We start from the raw sequence: 18,758 nt of genomic DNA, 5'->3' as shown, positions 1-18,758 counted from the left end.
AAATTATTTTAGTTTTATAAAGTCGCCTTTAAAGATGACTTTATCATTTTGGGCTGTCAGAAAATAAACGCCGTCACTCAGGTCGCTGATATTTATTGATGCTTTCCCGTTTTCAAGAATGAGCAGGGGGGTGTTTTTTACAGCAACGCCCATGATGTTGTAGATAATTACATTTTCAATTTTATTTCCGACAACAGAAAAATTCAAATATATCTCATCGTTGGCAGGAGAAGGGTAGATTTGTATTTTTTCTTCTTGTGGGAAATTTTCAAAAATACCTGCCGAATTACAGGTGGCGATACCGTTTACATAAGTAACTCCTGTGGATGGTGTTGGGTCCAGCCAGTCTTTAAGGCGTTTGGCAGGAACGCTTCCGTTTGCATCCCAATGTTTGGAAAATTTTCCGTAATGATCCGGGTCGTTAGGAGTGGAACAATAAGACGAGCCACCGGTAAGAGTTCCTACAACTCTGCCGGAACTGTTAAATAATGGAGAACCGGAAGAACCTTCTTCGGTAACTCCATGCTCGGTAACTGTAGCTGCCCAATACACCTTCCAATGTGTAGTACCATAATTTGAATTTGTCAGGGTTGTAGTATATGTGGAGATTTTCATTACATCTGCCGAAGGGTGATGAATTCCGACTCCGCTTGAACTTGCAGAAGTTGACCTGTCCCATCCGTTATAATAAACATTATGTGTAGTAGGAATTGTTGAATTTAATTGTACCAAACAAAAATCAGAACCCGTATATGTTTGTCCATATGTATCATGAGCTTTCAGAGCACATCCGGTCATTGTTTTTACAGCGGCATTTGTGGAGCCCCCACAGGTAGTTCTCTCATAATGAAATCTGAAAACCCAGGAATTATAATCAGAAGCAGAAGGGTAGCCTCCATAATAAATGCAGTGGTCGGCAAGCAAAATGTAAGGTTTACAGTCATTTTTAGTATTGTTCATCAATGAACCCGTACAGTTAAACCATGCGCTACCAATTTTAATATCAATTTTACATATACCTTTTTTTTCATCCTGCCAGTTGGCTCCTTCAGGGCAATTAATATCTACCTCACAATAGTCTGATGATTTAGATTGATTGGGAAAATTAATCCCTCTGTAAAAATATTCAACAGAGCTGATATTCAGTGCAACTTGATTGACTCGATTTTCAGGTACGAATAATTCAAGAGTAAATTCATCGCCCTGAATATATTCATTTGCAAAAGAACGGTTATCTATGTTATTGATTTCGGTGTATGCGCCAAGTATCATGGATTTGTCTTTATTATAAATAAAAAGCGTTGCCCCCTCCGGCAGGAAGAAGTCTCTGTAACTTAGCCCTATTGCCAGTGCACTTTCCGAACGTAAAGAAAGTCTCCACAAACTTCCGTTATTATCAGGCAGATTGATCCACGTTCCGGAATTATTCAAGTTCAAATCAACAGGTATTGAAACCCCTATGCGGTATGGTTCACTTTTGGCAACACGTTCTGCATCTTCTGAGGCTAAAGCATCAAGATTTGGTGCGGGGATAGATATGAAATCTATTATTTTCTCAAGATTCGGATAATCAAAACTTAAAGGTGTTCCTCCCAAACTTACTTGCGCATTAATATTCATATAGTATAGAGAGAAAATCAAAGTAAAAAATAGAAGTTTTTTCATGAAATTATTTTTCGAGTTAATAGATGGTGCAAATTTAGAAAAAATACTTGAAATGTTTTTTATATAAGACAATTGAATAATTGTGTTGAATAAAAAACAAATTATGTCATTAAATCAAATATATTGTTGTAATCTTTTATTGACATTGTAATATTATCGCCACTGGCTTTATTGTGTAAAAGATTTTCAATAATTTCTTTTTTATGCTGACCATTGAGTCCAAATTCGGAGAGCCTAACAGGTGCCTGAATATGCTTGAAAAAATATTCTAGTTGTTCAATTGTTTCTCCTGTGTCAGAGCTCCCCAAAACTTCCCTGCCGAGCAATTTAATTTTATCTGCAACGGTCTCTTTAAAATGTTTCATCCAGGCGGGGTAAGCCACAGAAAGGGAGGCACCATGAGGAATATCATAAAGAACGGATAAGGTGTGTCCTATGCTGTGAACACCCCAATCGCCCATTCTTTTTCCAAATGCAGTCATTCCGTTCAAAGCGCAAGTGGCGGCAAACATTATTTTTTCACGATAAATGTAATTTTTAAGGTTGTCCAATAACAATGGACCGTATTCAACGGCTTCTTTGATAATTGAAAAAATAAATCTGTCGGTGAGCGAGGTTTCACCTTTACCAAAATAACCCTCCAATGCATGAGCAATTAAATCTACAATACCATAAGTTGTATAATTTGCCGGAACCGACAAGGTGTATTCAGGATCCAGAAATGAATGCCTGGGGTAAATAAATGGGCTGAAATATCCGGGTTTTTGTTTGGTTTCATCATTTTGAACTACAGCAAAAGCATTCATTTCCGAACCTGTCGCTGCAAGTGTTAACACCGCTATCAGCGGAAGGGCGCCAGTGGGCTTTACTTTATATTCAAACAAATCCCAGGCTTTATTTTTTAGCAGTATTGCCAGAGCAATTATTTTTGCGGAATCAATAACACTGCCCCCACCGACAGCGACAACCATCTCCACGTTGTTTTTTCTTCCAGTTGCAGCCGCCGCATCAACATCGCTGATAACCGGGTTGGATTTGATGCCGGAATATTCTACTATTTCTGCTCCTGCTGTTTTAAGTTGTTTGATAATATCCTGGTAAATGCCATTATTTTTAATTGAATTTTTTCCATATACCAACAGCACACGTTTCCCGTATTTTTTTATTACGGCCGGCAATTCTTGAATTACCCCTCTGCCAAAATGAAGACAGGTGGGGTTATTTATTACAAAGTTTTCCATGTTACAGTATAATTATTTTTGTGGTGAGGTTTTTTCCGGAACTAACAAAATTAAGAAAATACATGCCTCTGACGAGTTTCATTTTTTCTTTGTTTAAAACCAGTTTATGATGCCCAGCAGTCATAGGGCCGTTGTGCAATATTCCAACCAATCTGCCTGAGCGTTCATGAAGAGAGATTTTGATATTTTCAGCCGAAGGTATTAAAAAAGAAACATATGTTTCTTTTTTAAAGGGATTGGGTGCAAGCGTAAAAAATATATTATCTTTATTTTTATCAATCACTGTGGATATCAGGTATAATTGCCCGTCTGAAACTGCAGTTTCAGAAAAAAGACCGGCACCATTTTCGGCTTTGATTGCAATATAATAAACCTGACAATCATTCAGGACAAGGCCTGTTTGTGTAAACGATAAATTTATTCCGTTATCTGTCCAGCCTAATACATCTGTAGCTCCCGGAGTTGTTCCTATCGCATACCAGTATTTTACAACTTCAGAATTACTGTCAGACGATGCACTCCAATGGGCGCTGAGTGTATTTGGAATAAAAGTCGTGTCTATATCCGCATCATTTCCATCGGATACTAAAACTGTTAACGGAGGTGAAAAATCAACATTCAGATAGTAATAATAAATGGGGGAGATATTGGAGGCGCTATCCACAACTATTGATTTTATTTTTGCTGAAAATGTACCAGGGTCCTGATTTTCATAACGGATGTCATTATCAGATGACGAGCCAACGGTTATATTAACGGCATTACTTCTTGAGCGGTAAACTTTAATTTCGTCAACACTAAGTTTTGAATTTCCGCTGCGGAAGGAAATATATTTCCCGTTTGTGTGTGGCGTGGAATCTGTCCAACTACCCAGCAGGGTATCATTCCGGTACACGTCGGTTTTTCCCGATGTCCGGTCAAAAATAATTTTAAAATCATACCATTGTCCGGGTATGGTTTTCACATTGGAAATTATTTTTTTTGCTGAGGAAAAACTATTATTAATTACTTTAAAAAACTCCAGTGTTTGATATTCTAAACGAAACCACACAAAATATGAATTACCTCTGTTGGAGAGCGATGCGCTGTCGCAGAAATAATGAAACCCAAAACGGCGATTGGTACCCGAACCTTCTGCCTTTGCTTTAAAGTGATACAGGTATTTATCTGATAAATTTTGATTAAGTGGTGTATAAAAGTTGGAATTATAAACCCCTTCATCGGTTTGCTGCAATAATCCGGAGCTCAGGCTCCAGATCCCCGAGGATACGGGTATATTCCATATGTTAATTGTATCAAGCACATCAAAGTTATCAGCAAAAAATCCCCTCGAAGCATTAGTGCCCCATATTCCGTTCTGGTTTTCTATTACCTGATAATATCCGGTTTCAAAACCGCTCAGAACATCATTATCAGAAAATGTTGCCGTAAAATCCGATGTTTGCCACAAAGGCAATGCATTTACTTCGGTCTCCGGAGATGTCCAATCAACCCTGACATTAGCAGAAGCCACAGCCGACCAGTTGTTTGTTTCATCAATCACTACAGAATTTATCCGGCATGATTCTGTTGCATTATCAGGACTCTGATAACGGACATCCTTCGTGTTGGCCGGGCCCACCTTTGTTAATATAGAAACATCACGTGATTTATAAACTTTTAAATCATCAAACATCACACTGGCGTTGCCTGTGCGGTATGAAACGCCAATTCCTGTATGCAGAGGCAGGGGGTCGGTAAAAGTGGAAATCATCACATTATTCTGGTAAGCTTTAAGAATGCCGGTTAAAGGCTCATAAGTTACTTTATAATCATACCATACGCCATCGTTAATAGTACAGGGATCGTTGGTAAGGTTTGATGAAATAATGCTATCCTTTACCGTGTATAATTGGCAAGCATCGTCATCGGTGCGAAACCAAATCATGTATGCATTGCCAAGATATGATTGTGCAAAATCAGAACACATGATATATATCCCGGCGCGCCTGTTGCTTCCCGCATTGAAAGCCATCTGCCAATGATACAACCATGTATGGTTTGAATCCTGGGAAACATAAGCCGAAAGCCTTGTTTTGTCAGGACCTGTATATATTTGATTTAGATATCCGTTGCTTACGTTCCATATTCCCAGAGAATCAGCAATGTCCCAGTCTGCGTTCAAAGCTGTATCAAAATTATCATTGAAAAAACCGTTCTGAACATTGGCATACCAATTAGCTCCGTTAAAGTCGATTACCTGGTAATATTTGTCACTTACACCGCTGCCGCCGGGATTATCTGTGTCGTTGAAAGTAGCCGTGAAATCACTATTAACCCATGGAGGTAAAGCACTGATATTTGTAGAAGGATTTTCTGTATCCGTTTGAGTGGACGTCCAGTTTGCAACCCAGCCGGATGCTGTTGTTGCACAGTCGGAACGGAATTCAATAAAAAGCGAACCCCCTGTGGAACTTATTGTTGTGGGGCTGATAGTATTGTATCTTCCTATGAGCGGAGCAAATTCATTGGGTCCATCATATACATAAAGAAAATCGTAATCTGCTTCAACATTAAATTGTGAGAATGTTAATGTCACGCTCAAAGCTCCGGGAGGCTGTATGAGCCAGAACAAACGCTCATCATCTCCATAGTTTCCCGAGCTTCCTCCGCTATCATAAAAATTCCCCGATGCAGAGATTAAGGTTGTAACGGGCGTTGAGTTATTTATGAGCTTGTAATAATATTCCCAGTCCCAGTTTGGCCCCGGGTCGGTATGTAATTGATTATAAAAATGCTGATGCCCTTTTATTTTGACACAAGCCGTTTCTCCACCCAGAGGGTGAAGCCCGTTATCTAACTGTGTGCCGTCATCAAGGGTTTCTCTGCAAAAAGTCCGCAGGGGATTTATATTATGGTCGTTGCAAACATCCCGCGTGAGGGCTGCTGAAGTCTGATACATCAAAGGCGTGTACCATGTCGGGTCATCAATCCATCCTTCGTGTTCGTAACCGATGGCATACCAGTTTTCGCTTAAAACATGCCAGGCTGCATTGTTTTCATTAACCATTTGAGTAACCTGTCCAGCATAACTAGAATTGGACGCCACCACATAATGAGTTGAAGCATTGGCATCAGGGTTTTGAAACCAGTTGATACAACTTGTGTAGGACCCTTGAACTGTATGTATGGCGATAGCGGAAACAGTATATCCATTCCAGCCTGTATAATGATTGGGAGATTCTATCCAGGTGCAGTTTGGCTGGTTGTAATCCGGACAGGGGCCGGATAAAAAGACAGGAACATACACATTTCCTTCTTCATCAACGGCTTTTTCTTTTGAAATATTAACCCGCTTTGAAGAAAATATGTTAAGATTTTCTTCCCCGAAAAATTCTTTCAGGTTAATAGTGTATTCTGGAAAAAGATATTGTTGTTGATTAGACTTTTCGTTTAAAAAACGAAAGATAGCATAAATGTATAAATTCATAGTATAATCACTTATGCCGGAAAGCCCTTCAATATTTAATTCGCTAAGATGAATCAAAGCCCGGGAAATTTTTAAAGCGACATCGCCATTACTTTTTTGTTGTGAAAGAACATTATCAAACGCTGCTGCATAAGCAAGAATATTAGAGCGCGGTTCAATGATAATATCATTTAAATTATAACCCGACAGGTAGGCCACCGTTTTCAGATTTTCACGAAACCACCCTTTGCCGTCCAATACCAGACCCATCACTCCATAAAACCCAGGCATACCCGTGCAACTTATTTCTTCTGTTAAAGGATTTATATGGCGTATATGAGTATTTGTATAAGCTATAGCTTCAAGCGCGCCCCGGGGAATCTCAGGAAATTTTTGGTAAGCCTCCTCAAAAAATTCCCGATAAGGATAATTATCATCTTTTTGTTGTGCAGCTAGATACATGGATGATAAAAATAATAAAAAAAATATAAATTTTTTCATGCGTATAATTTAATACAAATTTATTAAACTTAACCCGATTTAGCTAAACACTGAGGGTATGAAAACTTAAATTGTATAACAATTTTTTTATGGTAAAAATTTATTTACTTTTTTCTTTCTGAAATTTAATAAAAAAATCAGATAAATCAAAGTACAGTGAACTAAAACTAACAAAACAACAAAAAATATAGTTGCCGTATAATTTTTTTGAATGGTATTGTTGTGTTTAATAAAACAATTATCATTTGTTCTGATGACGGGATTAAGGTAAATTTTTGTGTAATCGTTGTAGGGTTCGGTATCAAAAATCTCTGCGCGTATATAAGAATCTGATTCTTTTATTTTATAAGTAATTTTATCAGTATTGATTTCAAAAGAAACGGTTTTTCCCCAATCGCTTTTTATAATTATAGAATCAGAAATTTTGTCAAGCACCAGTTCAAATGTATCATGGTGTACAGCAACACTTTTTATCCGGTTCATTTCCTGCCCCAGCCAACCTTTTACGGCATAAAAGCTGCCTCTTTTTAAACTTTCCATGACGGTTTTCTCTTCCTGTGTATCTGCGTTTATCATTGTCCAGCAAACGCCGGACTTGCCATCGGTTATATCGTGTGCATCGTCATTTCCCATTATCCATGCGGTATGACCATGAGATAACGCATAATCCCAATGCGAAACAGATTGAGCCATGGGGCTTACACCCTCAATACAATCGTAGTTTACAAGGTATTTTAAATCGTCATGGCTGTAACCCTTCTTAAATAAAGGATGCGCAAGAACAATGATGTTGTTTTCTTTTTTAATGTCGTTTATGATGTACTGTTTATGGCTTCTGCTTAAAAAAAGAGGAAAATCAAAATAGGATGGTTTTTCTGAATTTATTACCAATTGATGGGAACGCATCAAATTATAGCCATGTTCATATACATAAAAGAATATTTTTTGTGAAATTTTCTTTTCGGTAGTTTGGTTATAATTTGAAATACCTATGAGATTATAGCCCAAAGAAACATATCTTTCAATAATTTCTTCAACGGTGTTTTTTCCATTAGTAATGCCTCCAAATGTTTTTGAATGTGCATGGAAATTGGCTTTTATCCAATTCTCCTTTAAATTTTCATAAGGATTATAAAATATTTCGCCTTTAAAAGGTGCCGGCTCTGAAAAACGATAAATTTTTGTTTTATAATAAGGAAGGGTAATTATGATTAACAAAATGACAAAAAGCGTTATAATGGTTTTTAAAAATCGCTTTTTTTTTCTGTTTGTCATTGTTATGTTTTTTTTGGTTTCGGCAAATGATGGTTATTTTAAAGATTATTAGAGGCGGAAAATTCCGCTTTTGCTTTTTTCAATCTGTAAATAAAAACATTGTATGCTGGTTTGGAATTTCTTGAAACACGTATGGTTTCTCCGGCATCAAAGTGTTCAAATTTATTTAGTAATGATTGTTCCGGGTAGCTGTAATAACGGCTGGTAGTTATAAAATAAGCATCGGTATTTTGTGGAATGGCACCCCTAAGATAGTTAATGCGTAAATATTGATGGGCGTGATTTGCGTTTCCATAAACATACAAATTCTTTTTAAAATGACTTGCAATATAAAATTCAATATGTCCCGCAGGAAACCAGTTGTGTGTTATAAATACATAATTGCTGTCAATTTGGCCATTCTTAAGGTCGTCATTTATCATTTTTACAGTTTGTTCCTTAACTTGTTGCCACCCGTACAGGTCAAGGCTTATATCGTTTTTTCCCAATGTCTCGGCTTCAGAGTTTTTGCTGTTTAAAAAAATGCCGTAATTAACGAAAACCAGCCCAGATACAACTATAAATAAATAAAAAATATTTCCTAAAAAAACGCTTTTAAATGCTTTGGAATTTGTTGATTTATTATGTTTTTCTCTTAGCATAACTGCCGAAAATAATATGAGTCCGAGATAGCCAGGACCACTCCAATGAGGAAGTGTTCTGTTAAAAAAAGAAATAAATAAAACAGTAACAATAACCGGCAAACTCACAAAAAACAAAAAAGAAATCGCAGGCTCCTTTACTTGTTTTTTATTTTTTAAAAAAAACACCATACTGGACAAAATAATAAATATGTTTACAGGATTGTTGTAAAATAACTGCCCGAAAAATTCCGCAGCAAAATATCCTGGTTTAAATTGCAGGTTTTCAAAAACAATTCTTTTACCATGAAACGCAAAGCTTGATAAGTCATTGTTGAAATTCCATATGATTACGGGCAAAAACAGGCTTAAAGAAACAATTGCAGAAACATACAAATAGGGATTTTTAAAAAGTTTTAATTTTTTTTCCTTTAATGCAAACAACAACAACCCCAGCCATAAAAACAAAGCCGAATATTTTGAAAGGAAAGCCATGCCGGCAGCTATTCCAAAGAAAATAAGGTATAATTGTTTTTTCCTTTCTGCATATAAAAATTGAATAAAGAAATATACGGCCAGAAGCCAGAAAAAAGTTAAAGGATTGTCGGGCAGAACAAAAACAGAGGATATGATAGAACAGTAAAAGGATGCCGAAAACAATAAAGCGGCATAAAACCCGGTCATGTTGTCTTTTAATAGTTGACCTGTTTTATAAATTAAAATGAGATTTATAGTTCCTATAATTAGTGCCAGCATCCTGACGCCGAGTTCGGAATTGCTGTTAAACAATAATGTTGAAGCCCTGACAAGCAATCCAACCATGGGAGGATGGTCAAAATAACTCCAGTCTAAATACAAACCGTATGCAAAATAGTATGCTTCATCCACGCCCAAATTAGTGAAAACAGTAATAAATATTCTTATTACCGTATGAAACAGAAGTAGTAAAAGAAAAAATTTTGAAAATTTATGCATTCAAAGTTTTCTAATCTCTATGAAAAACAAAAAATATCTTTTCAGCAAATATAATTGCATTAATTCAAAAAATAAAATTTTAGAATTTATAAGCCGCAACATAAATGCTCTATGGAACAGCAATGGCAATTCCGATAACGAAGGGCTGTTTAGCCGGAATACAGCTTTATGCCGGCTTACAGGGAGCTATCGGAACTCGCGGTTCTTTAAGAAAGCCATCGTAAAGTAAAAAATCAGTTATTATTAAACACCCCGGCCAGCAAATCTTTACGTCCGTCACAATCATCGCTTACTTTTACTAAAGTCATTGCATCTCCATCAATGGCAATGGTATAAACCCCGACTGGTACACAATCGTTGGTGGTTATTGTAAGCTCGTTGTCGTCTAAAGAATAAACTCCGTTGGTGTTGTAAGCACCCCATGTAAGGGTTATAGAGCCTCCGTCAGAAAAAACCGCTGTCAGCGTAACAGAGAGAACCGATTTTGTCCATGTACCTACAATTTGTTTTTCAAGTTTATTGCAAGAAGATAACACAAACAGCATAAGGACTGCGAAAGAAACAAGTAATATTTTTTTCATACGTAAAAAATTTTATGGATTTAATATCTTGTGTAAAAATAATAAAATTTAAAACGGAAGAAGATGGCAGTTGAATGATTTATGTGATTCTTCGCAAAATATTCACTTCTTCGTTGCTCAAAAAACGGTATTTTCCCCGAGGCAAATCTTTTTTCGTTAACCCTGCAAAAACAACACGGTCAAGTTTTATTACTTCGTAACCCAATGATTCAAAAATTCTTCGTACAATACGGTTTCTGCCGGAGTGAAGTTCTAAGCCTATTTCTTTTTTTGTTTCACCGTAAGCGATATCGTCCACCTTAATAAAACCATCTTCGAGTTCGATACCTGCAATAATTTTTTTTAAATCTTCATACAAAAGCGGTTTATCCAATACGGCTTTATAAACTTTTTCAACTCTGTGCTTCGGGTGCGTAAGTCGTTTTGCAAGCTCACCATCGTTGGTGAACAGTAGCAAACCCGAAGTGTTTTTATCCAGTCGGCCCACAGGATAGATTCGCTCTTTACAAGCGTCCTTAATGATTTCCATTACGGTTTGCCTTTCCTGAGGGTCGTCTGTTGTGGTAAGATATCCTTTGGGTTTATTTAAAAGTAAATACTGCAGCGCTTCTCCGCTTAATATTTGACCACCTAAATTTACCACATCTCCTTGTTTAATTTTTATGCCTAACTGTGTAACTATTTTTCCGTTTACAGTAATTGCGCCCGACTCAATAAGTTTGTCTGCTTCGCGGCGGGAGCATACACCCGCATTAGCAATATATTTGTTCAGGCGGATACCTTTTTCTCCCAGCTTGTTGTTTTGATTACGCCGCGGGGCATACGTGTTGTCTTGCACAAATATCTCCGTATTGCGATATTCATGTTTTCGGGGGATATACGTTTTTTGTTCTGTTTTGCGCGGCCTTTTTTTGTTCGAAAAATGAGTGTTTTCATTTTCACCATTATGCAAAAAATGTTGCTTGTCAGTATAGGATGTTTTATCTTCACTACTTCGTTTGTGGGTATAACGCTCTATTGGCCTGTCGGCAACACCTTCTTCTTTCCGGGATGGACGTGTTGTTCTTTTTTTGTAATTATTTTTGCCGGTGAATTTTTTATCAGAATACGTTGATTTCTCCCTATATTTTTTTTCTCTCAAACCATATGGTTTATCGGAATATGGTTTTTTGTCTTCGCTGCTTCTTTTGTGGATGTAACGTTCTATTGGCCTGTCAGGGCCATCTTTTTCTTCTTTTCTATATGGTTTTGTTGTTTTGTTTTTGTAGCCGCTTGTTTTAGAATATTTTTTTTCAGAGCCACTGTAGTTATTTTCAAAGGATTTAGCAGAAGGAACTGATGAGCCTTCTTTTTCGTGGCTATATTTACCAGATGGCTTGTCGTAGCGTTTACGGGAAAAAGGTTTTTTATCGCTTGGTTTCCGGTTTTTCTGGCCGTTAGTGTTTTTTTTAAAAGGGGAACTACCGGATTTTTTCATAATATAAAATTTCAAAGAGTTGGATAAAAAGCATCTTCAATATGGCTTATATGCACAGGATGCGACGGCAAAATTACGGAAATAATATCAAAGCGGGCTTCTTTTGTGCAATTATTTTTTTCGATGTACGCATTTGCCGCACGTATCAGAAAGCTTTGTTTCTTTTTGGTTACAGCAGTTTCGGGTTCACCGAAAATGATATTGCTTCGGGTTTTTATTTCAACAAAAACAAGGTGGGTGTCCGTTTCGGCAATAATATCAAGTTCATCTTTTCCATAACGCCAGTTACGGAACAAAATTTTGTATCCTTTTTCAGCAAGGTATTTTGCAGCAACATCTTCGCCCTGTTTTCCGAGTTCGTTATGTTCGGCCATTTGAAAATGCTTTATTACAATTGTAGTTTTTAATCAAATTTCTTTTACCCTTCAATGAAAATGAGTATTCAAAAAGAAGTTGTTCTTGTAATTGAGAGAACTTGTTTTTGTAGATATTCCTCGCGATGTATCCAATTATTTTTCTCATTTCGGGAAATCCAAATGCTTACAATAACAACCTGAATTTACAAGCTGAAGCACAAATTTACATAAAATAAATACCCATAAATAAGTTTTTTAAATGCAATTTTAAAGAAAACAATCTGTTATTACAGTAATTCTTATTTTCTTTGCCGCAATGATACGCCGCCTTTTCATATTTGTTTTTTTGTTGCATATAGCCGTTTTAATTTCAACGGCACAACATCTCGCATTTGGTAAAGTTATTGACTCGGTAACCGGGGCGCCCCTGGCCTTTGTTAATATTCTGGTCAACGACAACGATTTTGGCGGCTCAACGGATATTGACGGAAATTTTTATTTTAAATCGCCCACTCCCATACAAACGCTGACATTTAAGTTTGTCGGGTATAACCCTGTTGTTGTCAAAATGACGGCCCCGGCAAAATCACTAAAAATCTTGATGCTGCGCAAAAGCCTTGAATTAAGCGGCGTGGAAATATATCCGGGCGAAAACCCCGCTCATAACATTATACGGAAAGTTCAGGCAAATAAGAAAATAAACAATCCGGAAAACATTCCTTTATTTAAGTATAATTGTTACAACAAAGTCGTTGCCGAATGGTATCTAGACAAAACAAAATATACCATTAGTTCCAATCCCGACTCAAAGTTAAAAGATGATAGTACTTTTTTGAAGATGAGTCGTTTAGCCGATGAACAACATATAATGATGCTCGAAGCCTTTACCGAACGTATTTACAAGGATGGGAAAAGCCAGGAAACCGTTTTGGGAACAAAAGTTTCAGGGTTTACTGACGCAAACTTTACGACACTTGCCACCGATATACAACCCTTTTCGTTTTATACGGATTTTATTTCGCTTTCCATAACGGACGTAAAAGACTATCTAAACCCCATAAGTAATGGAAGTATTGGCAGATACAGTTTTATACTGGAAGACACATTGTTTGACGGCAATGACAGCGTATTTGTTATTTCTTTTATGCCCATGAAAGGAAAAAATTTTAATGCTTTGAAAGGAGTTCTTTACATTAATTCTAACCGATATGCTATTCAGAATGTAATTGCGCAGCCCGCCGAAGAAGGGTTGTGGTCCATAAAAATACAGCAACTATACACATTTGTGGATAACAAATACTGGTTTCCGTCACAGCTTAATTACGACTGGTTATTGCCTAATTATCCCTCAGAAAAAGTGGGCGTGGTGATGAAGGGAAGGAGCTATATTTCTGATGTTAATTTTTCCCCTGAATTGAAAAATTCAAATTTCGGCCCCAGCAATCTTGTTTTTGAAAATGGAGCTGGTTCTCGTAATGCAGACTTTTGGCAAAATTCCCGAAAAGATTCCCTCACTGCAAAGGAAATAAAAACGTATCATGTCATTGATTCCTTAGGAAAGAAACATAAGTTTGATTATTATTCTCTGGCAATTGAAAAAATACTCGAAGGCTATATCCCACTTAGTTTTTTAGACTTTTCACTAGAGGAACTTTTTAATTATAATAATATTGAAGGTGTTAGGATTGGATTGGGACTTCGCACTAACGAAAAACTTTGTCGGTGGTTTACCATCGGCGGCTTTGGTGCTTACGGTTTTTGGGACAAAAAATTTAAATACGGCGGTAATTTTGAATTTACATTATCAAAAAAACATGAAATATTTATTGGAGCGTATTATCTTAAAGATTTGGAAACTCCTGGGATGACAGATTTTGTGGGGTTTCGAAATTTTTCTTATTGGAATGAATTTCTGATTGACCGGATTGATTTTGCAGAAAAGCTCAATATATATTTTAATTTCAGGACATTAAGGTATGCACAATTTGAAATTTCGGGATTGCATGAAAACCGCAATCCGGAATATCCATATTACTATTTACCAACAGTATCAGACACTTTTGCCGGAAATATTCATAAATATACCGAATTGAAAATCGGTGTTCGCTATGCTCACGACGAAAAACTTATTGATGCTTTTAATAAACGATATACACTCGGAACAAAGTATCCTGTTTTATATTTAACGTATATTCATGGCTTTAAAGGCTTGCTGGGAGGGCAATTCAATTATGACAAACTGGAACTGGCACTGGAAAAGGAATTTTTAATAAAACACCTGGGGAAAACATATCTGTTTCTTGAAGCGGGTTATATATGGGGTGAAGTGCCTTATACAAAACTTTTTAAAGGCAAGGGTTCTTATACAACAAGCTTTGTTTTTTATTTCAGGAATACGTTTCAGACCATGCGTATTGATGAATTTTTATATGACCGATATTTTGCTTTTCATTTCAGGCATTCTTTTGGAAATTATTTATTTAAAGGAAAAAAATTCAGGCCCGAACCAAATATATGCCAAAGCATACTTTATGGAGAGCTTTCACATAAAGAATATCACAGTGGTATTGATTTCAAAGTTCCAGATAAATGGTATTTTGAATCGGGTTTGATGTTCGACAATTTATTACGACTGAAATTGTTCAATCTCGCTTACCTGAAGCTGGGCGTTGGTGTTTTTTACCGTTATGGAGCCTATGCTTTTGATAATGAGCTGAAAAATTTCGCCCTTAAACTTAGTTTTAAAATTTCGGGGAGCAGGTAATACCCCCCGGGAATAAATGGAGTCAAATAACGGTCATTAGAAATTAATTTTTAAATGACGAATTTGGATTAAAAAAAACAAACATTAATATCTCGCCCAGGTTTATACTGGAATTTTTTGTAAAATTAATAAAAGGTTTAAGCAGCTATATAAAATGAAGGGTAATGTTTACAATTTCCGGATGATTTCCTATTCTTAAAGGCGGCCCCCACGTTCCAACACCGCAGGAAATATAAAAATGACTGTTGCCAATTTTTCTGTAACCCCAGTCGGGGTTATATATAGCTCTTGTTATTAGATTGAGCGGAAATATTTGTCCGTTATGTGTATGCCCTGATAATTGCAAATCCACTCCTGCTTCTGCAGTTTTTTCAAGATAAAAAGGCTGATGATCAAGCAAGATGACAGGCAATGTTTTCTCAACACCTTCCAATAGTGAATTAAGAGGCTGGCGTTCCTTTCCTGTAAAACGTTTCATATCTTTGTCGTTACGTCCGGCAAGCCAGAAAACACTGTCAATCAGAACTGCAGAATCGAGCAAAAACTTAACGCTATGCTTTTCCAGATAGGCAATGGCAGCATTTGCCCCGCCAATAAACTCATGATTGCCGGGAACAGCATAAGAGCCATATTTTGATGTGATATTTTCGAGGTGTTCTCCCAGATTTTGTTTAATAACATGACGGATATTTTCATCTACAAGGTCACCGGCAAACAAAACAATATCAGGCGATAAAGTATTAATTGTCTTCGTTATTTTTTTAAGTTTTTTTGCGCCAATAATAGTTCCTAAATGAATGTCTGAAAGCATTACAATATTCAAAGATTTCAGCTGCCCGGCCTTTTTATCTAGCTTTAAATCAAGTTTTGAAATTTTCACCTGCGATGCGTTAATAAAACCATATATCATCAAAAGGAAAACCACCATTATAGAACCAAGCATTACCAGAATTTTTGTTTTGGCATAATCGGCATAAAATATGGCGGGCAAAAAATGAAACCAGTAGTTAAGCAAGCGAATAATATCTATGCAAAGAATAAGGAGAAAAAAATACAGCATTGCAGCAAACCAGAAAGAGCCTATCCAATTGAAAACACCTGCAATGGTATAGCCAATATAATTTTCTAATGCACGGGCTATAATATATGATAAGAACAAAACAACAAACAATGCAATATAATAAGGCCTTATGGAAGGAGCGAATGCTAATGCCTGCCAGCCGCGCAGAAAAATATAAATGTTAACCAGCAGATGAACTGTAAAGACTATGATAAGAAAAACAATCATGGCATACGGTTTCATAGGGTTCGTTGAAAATAAACCATTATAAACTCATTTTTAATTATTTCTTGATGGTAAAGCTAACGCCCGCTATCTTGCCCCCTAAAGGAGGATTAATTTTTGTAACTTTTACAGAAATTTTCTCTGCTTCATGAAAATTATTTTTAATAGCATCCGCTATTCGCGATGCCACATGTTCAAGCAACCTGGATTTTTGTTCCATTTCTTTTTTTATCAAAACATATACTTCCTGATAATTAATGGTTTTTGAAAGGCTATCCGTTTTTTCAGCCTCCATGCTGTTGTAATCAAATTTTACAGTTACCAGAAATTTGCTGCCAACAATCTGCTCTTCGGTAAAACAACCATGATAAGCGTAAAACTCAATATTTTCAAGAATTATTCTACCCATAAAAATTTATTTGAGGGGGCAAAATTAGCCAAAAAACACGGTAAATGATTACTTTTGCATCTCTATAGCAAAAAACTATTTATGGAAGAAAACTTCAACACTTTGAACCCTTTATCATCTGCTGCGAGTGATGCAAAATCATTGAATTTTATTGAACAAATCATTGAAGAAGACCTTTTAAAAGGGAAAAATGACCAAAGAGTACATACGCGATTTCCGCCGGAACCTAACGGCTATCTGCATATAGGCCATGCCAAATCTATATGCCTGAATTTCGGACTGGCCAAAAAATACGGAGGAAAATGCAACCTTCGTTTTGATGATACAAATCCTACAAAAGAAGACACGGAATATGTAGATTCTATTATGGAAGATATCCGCTGGCTGGGATTTCAGTGGGATGGAGAGTTTTATGCCTCGGATTATTTTGAAACTTTATACGAATATGCAGTCAGGCTGATAAAAAAGGGGAAAGCTTATGTTTGTGATTTGACTCAGGAAGAAATGGGCACCACCCGCGGAACCGTAACAAAGCCCGGAACAGAAAGCCCTTACCGCAACCGCAGCATTGAAGAAAACCTGGATTTATTTGCCCGTATGCGAAACGGTGAATTCCCCGACGGGGCAAAAGTTCTTAGGGCAAAAATTGATATGGCCTCCCCGAATATGCTTATGCGCGACCCGATACTTTACCGGATTTTACATTCCGACCACCATCGTACAGGAAACAAGTGGTGTATATATCCGATGTACGACTTTGCCCATGGGCAGTGCGATTCCATTGAACGCATAACACATTCAATATGTACCCTTGAGTTTGAAGTACACCGCCCATTGTACGAATGGTTCATTCAGGAGCTGGAGATATATGCCCCACAGCAAATAGAATTTGCCCGCCTTAATATAAATTATACTGTGATGAGCAAGCGCAAGCTGTTGTCACTGGTTCAGGAAAAAGTAGTTAACGGTTGGGATGACCCGCGCATGCCCACCATCTGCGGCATACGCCGCCGCGGATATACTCCCGAAGCCCTAAGGAATTTTGCCGATATAATTGGAGTGGCTAAACGCGATAATGTTATTGATGTTTCACTGCTGGAACACTGTCTGCGCGAAGACCTCAACAAAAAAGCCCGCCGCATGATGGGCGTGATAAACCCCGTAAAACTTATACTGGACAATTATCCTGCAGACAAGGAAGAAGAAATGGAAGCTGTTAACAATCCCGAAGACCCTGCAGCAGGGACACGAAAGATTCCTTTTTCCCGTGAATTGTACATAGAACAGGAAGATTTTATGGAAGTGCCTGCTCACAAATATTTTCGTTTGTATCCGGGAAACGAAGTGCGGCTAAAATATGCCTATATTATTCGCTGCGACAGTGTTGAAAAGGATGAAAATGGCAAGGTAAAAGAAGTACATTGTACTTATTTGCCCGATACACGCAGTGGCATGCCCGACAGCAACCGCAAGGTGAAAGCCACCATACACTGGGTGTCGGCGAAATACACTCTTGAAGCCGAAGCCCGATTGTATGACAAACTTTTTACTAAGGAAAATCCGGAAGACGTTACCGAAGGAATGGATTTCAGGTCAAATCTTAATCCTGATTCACTGAAAATCGTTAAATGTTTTACCGAGCCTGCCACAAATCATCTTAAATCTGGCGACATCGTGCAGTTTGAACGCGTGGGGTATTTTTGTGTGGATCCAGATTCAACAAATGAACTGAAAGTTTTTAATAAAACCGTGGGATTAAAAGGTGTCTGGCAACCTCCAAAATAATTTATATCCTTATTTTTATCCAAACGGTCTGGTGGAAAAAGATATTGAGTCACATTAAGCAGTCTCATATTTTTGAGGCTGAAATGTAGCTCAAATGTTATAATCCGAAATACTTTTTCTTAATCGGTCAACTTCCCCGCCTGCAGTCGGGCAGGGACTCGTTGTTCTTGATTTTCATCAAATAGAATCTTTTTCCAGAACAACGGCTCAGCATGTCCGAAATGAATTTGAGTATGACGAGAGTGATAAAAATCAAAAAATTCATTTTTTATTTATAAAAATTCATAATTTTGTACCCGCATTGTCCCGTGGTGTAACTGGCAACACGTCTGACTCTGGATCAGAAGAGTTCAGGTTCGACCCCTGACGGGACAAC

12 protein-coding genes and 1 tRNA gene are annotated in these 18,758 nt (G+C 37.2%); 3 read left to right on the top strand and 10 right to left on the bottom strand.

What is annotated here, in order from left to right; translation table 11 throughout:
* Positions 1-3: 3 nt before the first annotated feature.
* The 8 genes from M0R16_11380 to M0R16_11345 all read right to left on the bottom strand — a co-directional run bounded on the left by M0R16_11380 (position 4) and on the right by M0R16_11345 (position 12,157).
* Positions 4-1,665, bottom strand: coding sequence for a trypsin-like serine protease (locus M0R16_11380; GenBank protein ID MCK9613472.1), 1,662 nt, complete (start codon positions 1,663-1,665; stop codon positions 4-6).
* A 101-nt stretch (positions 1,666-1,766) separates the two neighbouring features.
* A complete protein-coding gene (locus M0R16_11375; protein MCK9613471.1) occupies positions 1,767-2,906 on the bottom strand; it encodes an iron-containing alcohol dehydrogenase in 1,140 nt (379 codons plus the stop codon).
* 1 nt (position 2,907) lies between these two features.
* Positions 2,908-6,855 (bottom strand): N-acetylmuramoyl-L-alanine amidase, encoded by a 3,948-nt coding sequence (locus tag M0R16_11370; GenBank protein ID MCK9613470.1) that lies wholly within the window; start codon positions 6,853-6,855, stop codon positions 2,908-2,910.
* A gap of 87 nt (positions 6,856-6,942) precedes the next feature.
* The gene (locus tag M0R16_11365) at positions 6,943-8,130 is read right to left on the bottom strand and encodes a hypothetical protein (protein ID MCK9613469.1); all 1,188 of its coding nucleotides are present in this window, start codon (positions 8,128-8,130) and stop codon (positions 6,943-6,945) included.
* A 38-nt stretch (positions 8,131-8,168) separates the two neighbouring features.
* Positions 8,169-9,725 carry a glycosyltransferase family 39 protein gene (locus M0R16_11360; protein ID MCK9613468.1) on the bottom strand — a complete coding sequence of 519 codons (1,557 nt, stop codon included), beginning with the start codon at positions 9,723-9,725 and terminating at the stop codon, positions 8,169-8,171.
* A 233-nt stretch (positions 9,726-9,958) separates the two neighbouring features.
* A complete protein-coding gene (locus tag M0R16_11355; GenBank protein MCK9613467.1) occupies positions 9,959-10,306 on the bottom strand; it encodes a hypothetical protein in 348 nt (115 codons plus the stop codon).
* A gap of 79 nt (positions 10,307-10,385) precedes the next feature.
* On the bottom strand, positions 10,386-11,783 hold the full coding sequence (locus tag M0R16_11350; protein ID MCK9613466.1) for an rRNA pseudouridine synthase: 1,398 nt from the start codon (positions 11,781-11,783) through the stop codon (positions 10,386-10,388).
* 11 nt (positions 11,784-11,794) lie between these two features.
* Complete coding sequence (locus M0R16_11345; protein ID MCK9613465.1) at positions 11,795-12,157, bottom strand: YraN family protein; 363 nt, start codon at positions 12,155-12,157, stop codon at positions 11,795-11,797.
* Between the two features lie 328 nt (positions 12,158-12,485).
* On the opposite strand from M0R16_11345, the gene M0R16_11340 reads away from it, so the two are divergent.
* Positions 12,486-14,903, top strand: coding sequence for a DUF5686 and carboxypeptidase regulatory-like domain-containing protein (locus M0R16_11340; GenBank protein MCK9613464.1), 2,418 nt, complete (start codon positions 12,486-12,488; stop codon positions 14,901-14,903).
* A gap of 145 nt (positions 14,904-15,048) precedes the next feature.
* On the opposite strand, the gene M0R16_11335 is transcribed toward M0R16_11340, so the two are convergent.
* Together M0R16_11335 and folB are read right to left on the bottom strand one after the other, a co-directional pair.
* Positions 15,049-16,191 (bottom strand): metallophosphoesterase, encoded by a 1,143-nt coding sequence (locus tag M0R16_11335; protein ID MCK9613463.1) that lies wholly within the window; start codon positions 16,189-16,191, stop codon positions 15,049-15,051.
* A gap of 55 nt (positions 16,192-16,246) precedes the next feature.
* Complete coding sequence (folB, locus tag M0R16_11330; GenBank protein ID MCK9613462.1) at positions 16,247-16,597, bottom strand: dihydroneopterin aldolase; 351 nt, start codon at positions 16,595-16,597, stop codon at positions 16,247-16,249.
* Positions 16,598-16,678: 81 nt separating this feature from the next.
* Here folB and M0R16_11325 point away from each other — a divergent pair, with 81 nt between their 5' ends.
* Both M0R16_11325 and M0R16_11320 read left to right on the top strand, forming a co-directional pair.
* Positions 16,679-18,382, top strand: coding sequence for a glutamine--tRNA ligase/YqeY domain fusion protein (locus M0R16_11325; GenBank protein MCK9613461.1), 1,704 nt, complete (start codon positions 16,679-16,681; stop codon positions 18,380-18,382).
* A gap of 302 nt (positions 18,383-18,684) precedes the next feature.
* Positions 18,685-18,757, top strand: a tRNA-Gln gene (locus M0R16_11320).
* Position 18,758 lies beyond the last annotated feature (1 nt).

It is taken from the genome of Bacteroidales bacterium (genome assembly GCA_023228145.1).
In the GTDB taxonomy this organism is placed as follows: domain Bacteria; phylum Bacteroidota; class Bacteroidia; order Bacteroidales; family CAIWKO01; genus CAIWKO01.
The sequence above is the reverse complement of the archived record's forward strand: the minus strand, read 5'-3'. Positions and strand labels throughout refer to the sequence as shown.

Bases quoted from the DNA above. Each gene is read 5' to 3' on its own strand.
- M0R16_11325 (MCK9613461.1), top strand. From the start codon at position 16,679: ATGGAAGAAAACTTCAACACTTTGAACCCTTTATCATCTGCTGCGAGT.
- M0R16_11350 (MCK9613466.1), bottom strand. From the start codon at position 11,783: ATGAAAAAATCCGGTAGTTCCCCTTTTAAAAAAAACACTAACGGCCAG.
- M0R16_11380 (MCK9613472.1), bottom strand. From the start codon at position 1,665: ATGAAAAAACTTCTATTTTTTACTTTGATTTTCTCTCTATACTATATG.
- folB (MCK9613462.1), bottom strand. From the start codon at position 16,597: ATGGGTAGAATAATTCTTGAAAATATTGAGTTTTACGCTTATCATGGT.
- M0R16_11360 (MCK9613468.1), bottom strand. From the start codon at position 9,725: ATGCATAAATTTTCAAAATTTTTTCTTTTACTACTTCTGTTTCATACG.
- M0R16_11370 (MCK9613470.1), bottom strand. From the start codon at position 6,855: ATGAAAAAATTTATATTTTTTTTATTATTTTTATCATCCATGTATCTA.
- M0R16_11375 (MCK9613471.1), bottom strand. From the start codon at position 2,906: ATGGAAAACTTTGTAATAAATAACCCCACCTGTCTTCATTTTGGCAGA.
- M0R16_11365 (MCK9613469.1), bottom strand. From the start codon at position 8,130: ATGACAAACAGAAAAAAAAAGCGATTTTTAAAAACCATTATAACGCTT.
- M0R16_11335 (MCK9613463.1), bottom strand. From the start codon at position 16,191: ATGATTGTTTTTCTTATCATAGTCTTTACAGTTCATCTGCTGGTTAAC.
- M0R16_11355 (MCK9613467.1), bottom strand. From the start codon at position 10,306: ATGAAAAAAATATTACTTGTTTCTTTCGCAGTCCTTATGCTGTTTGTG.
- M0R16_11345 (MCK9613465.1), bottom strand. From the start codon at position 12,157: ATGGCCGAACATAACGAACTCGGAAAACAGGGCGAAGATGTTGCTGCA.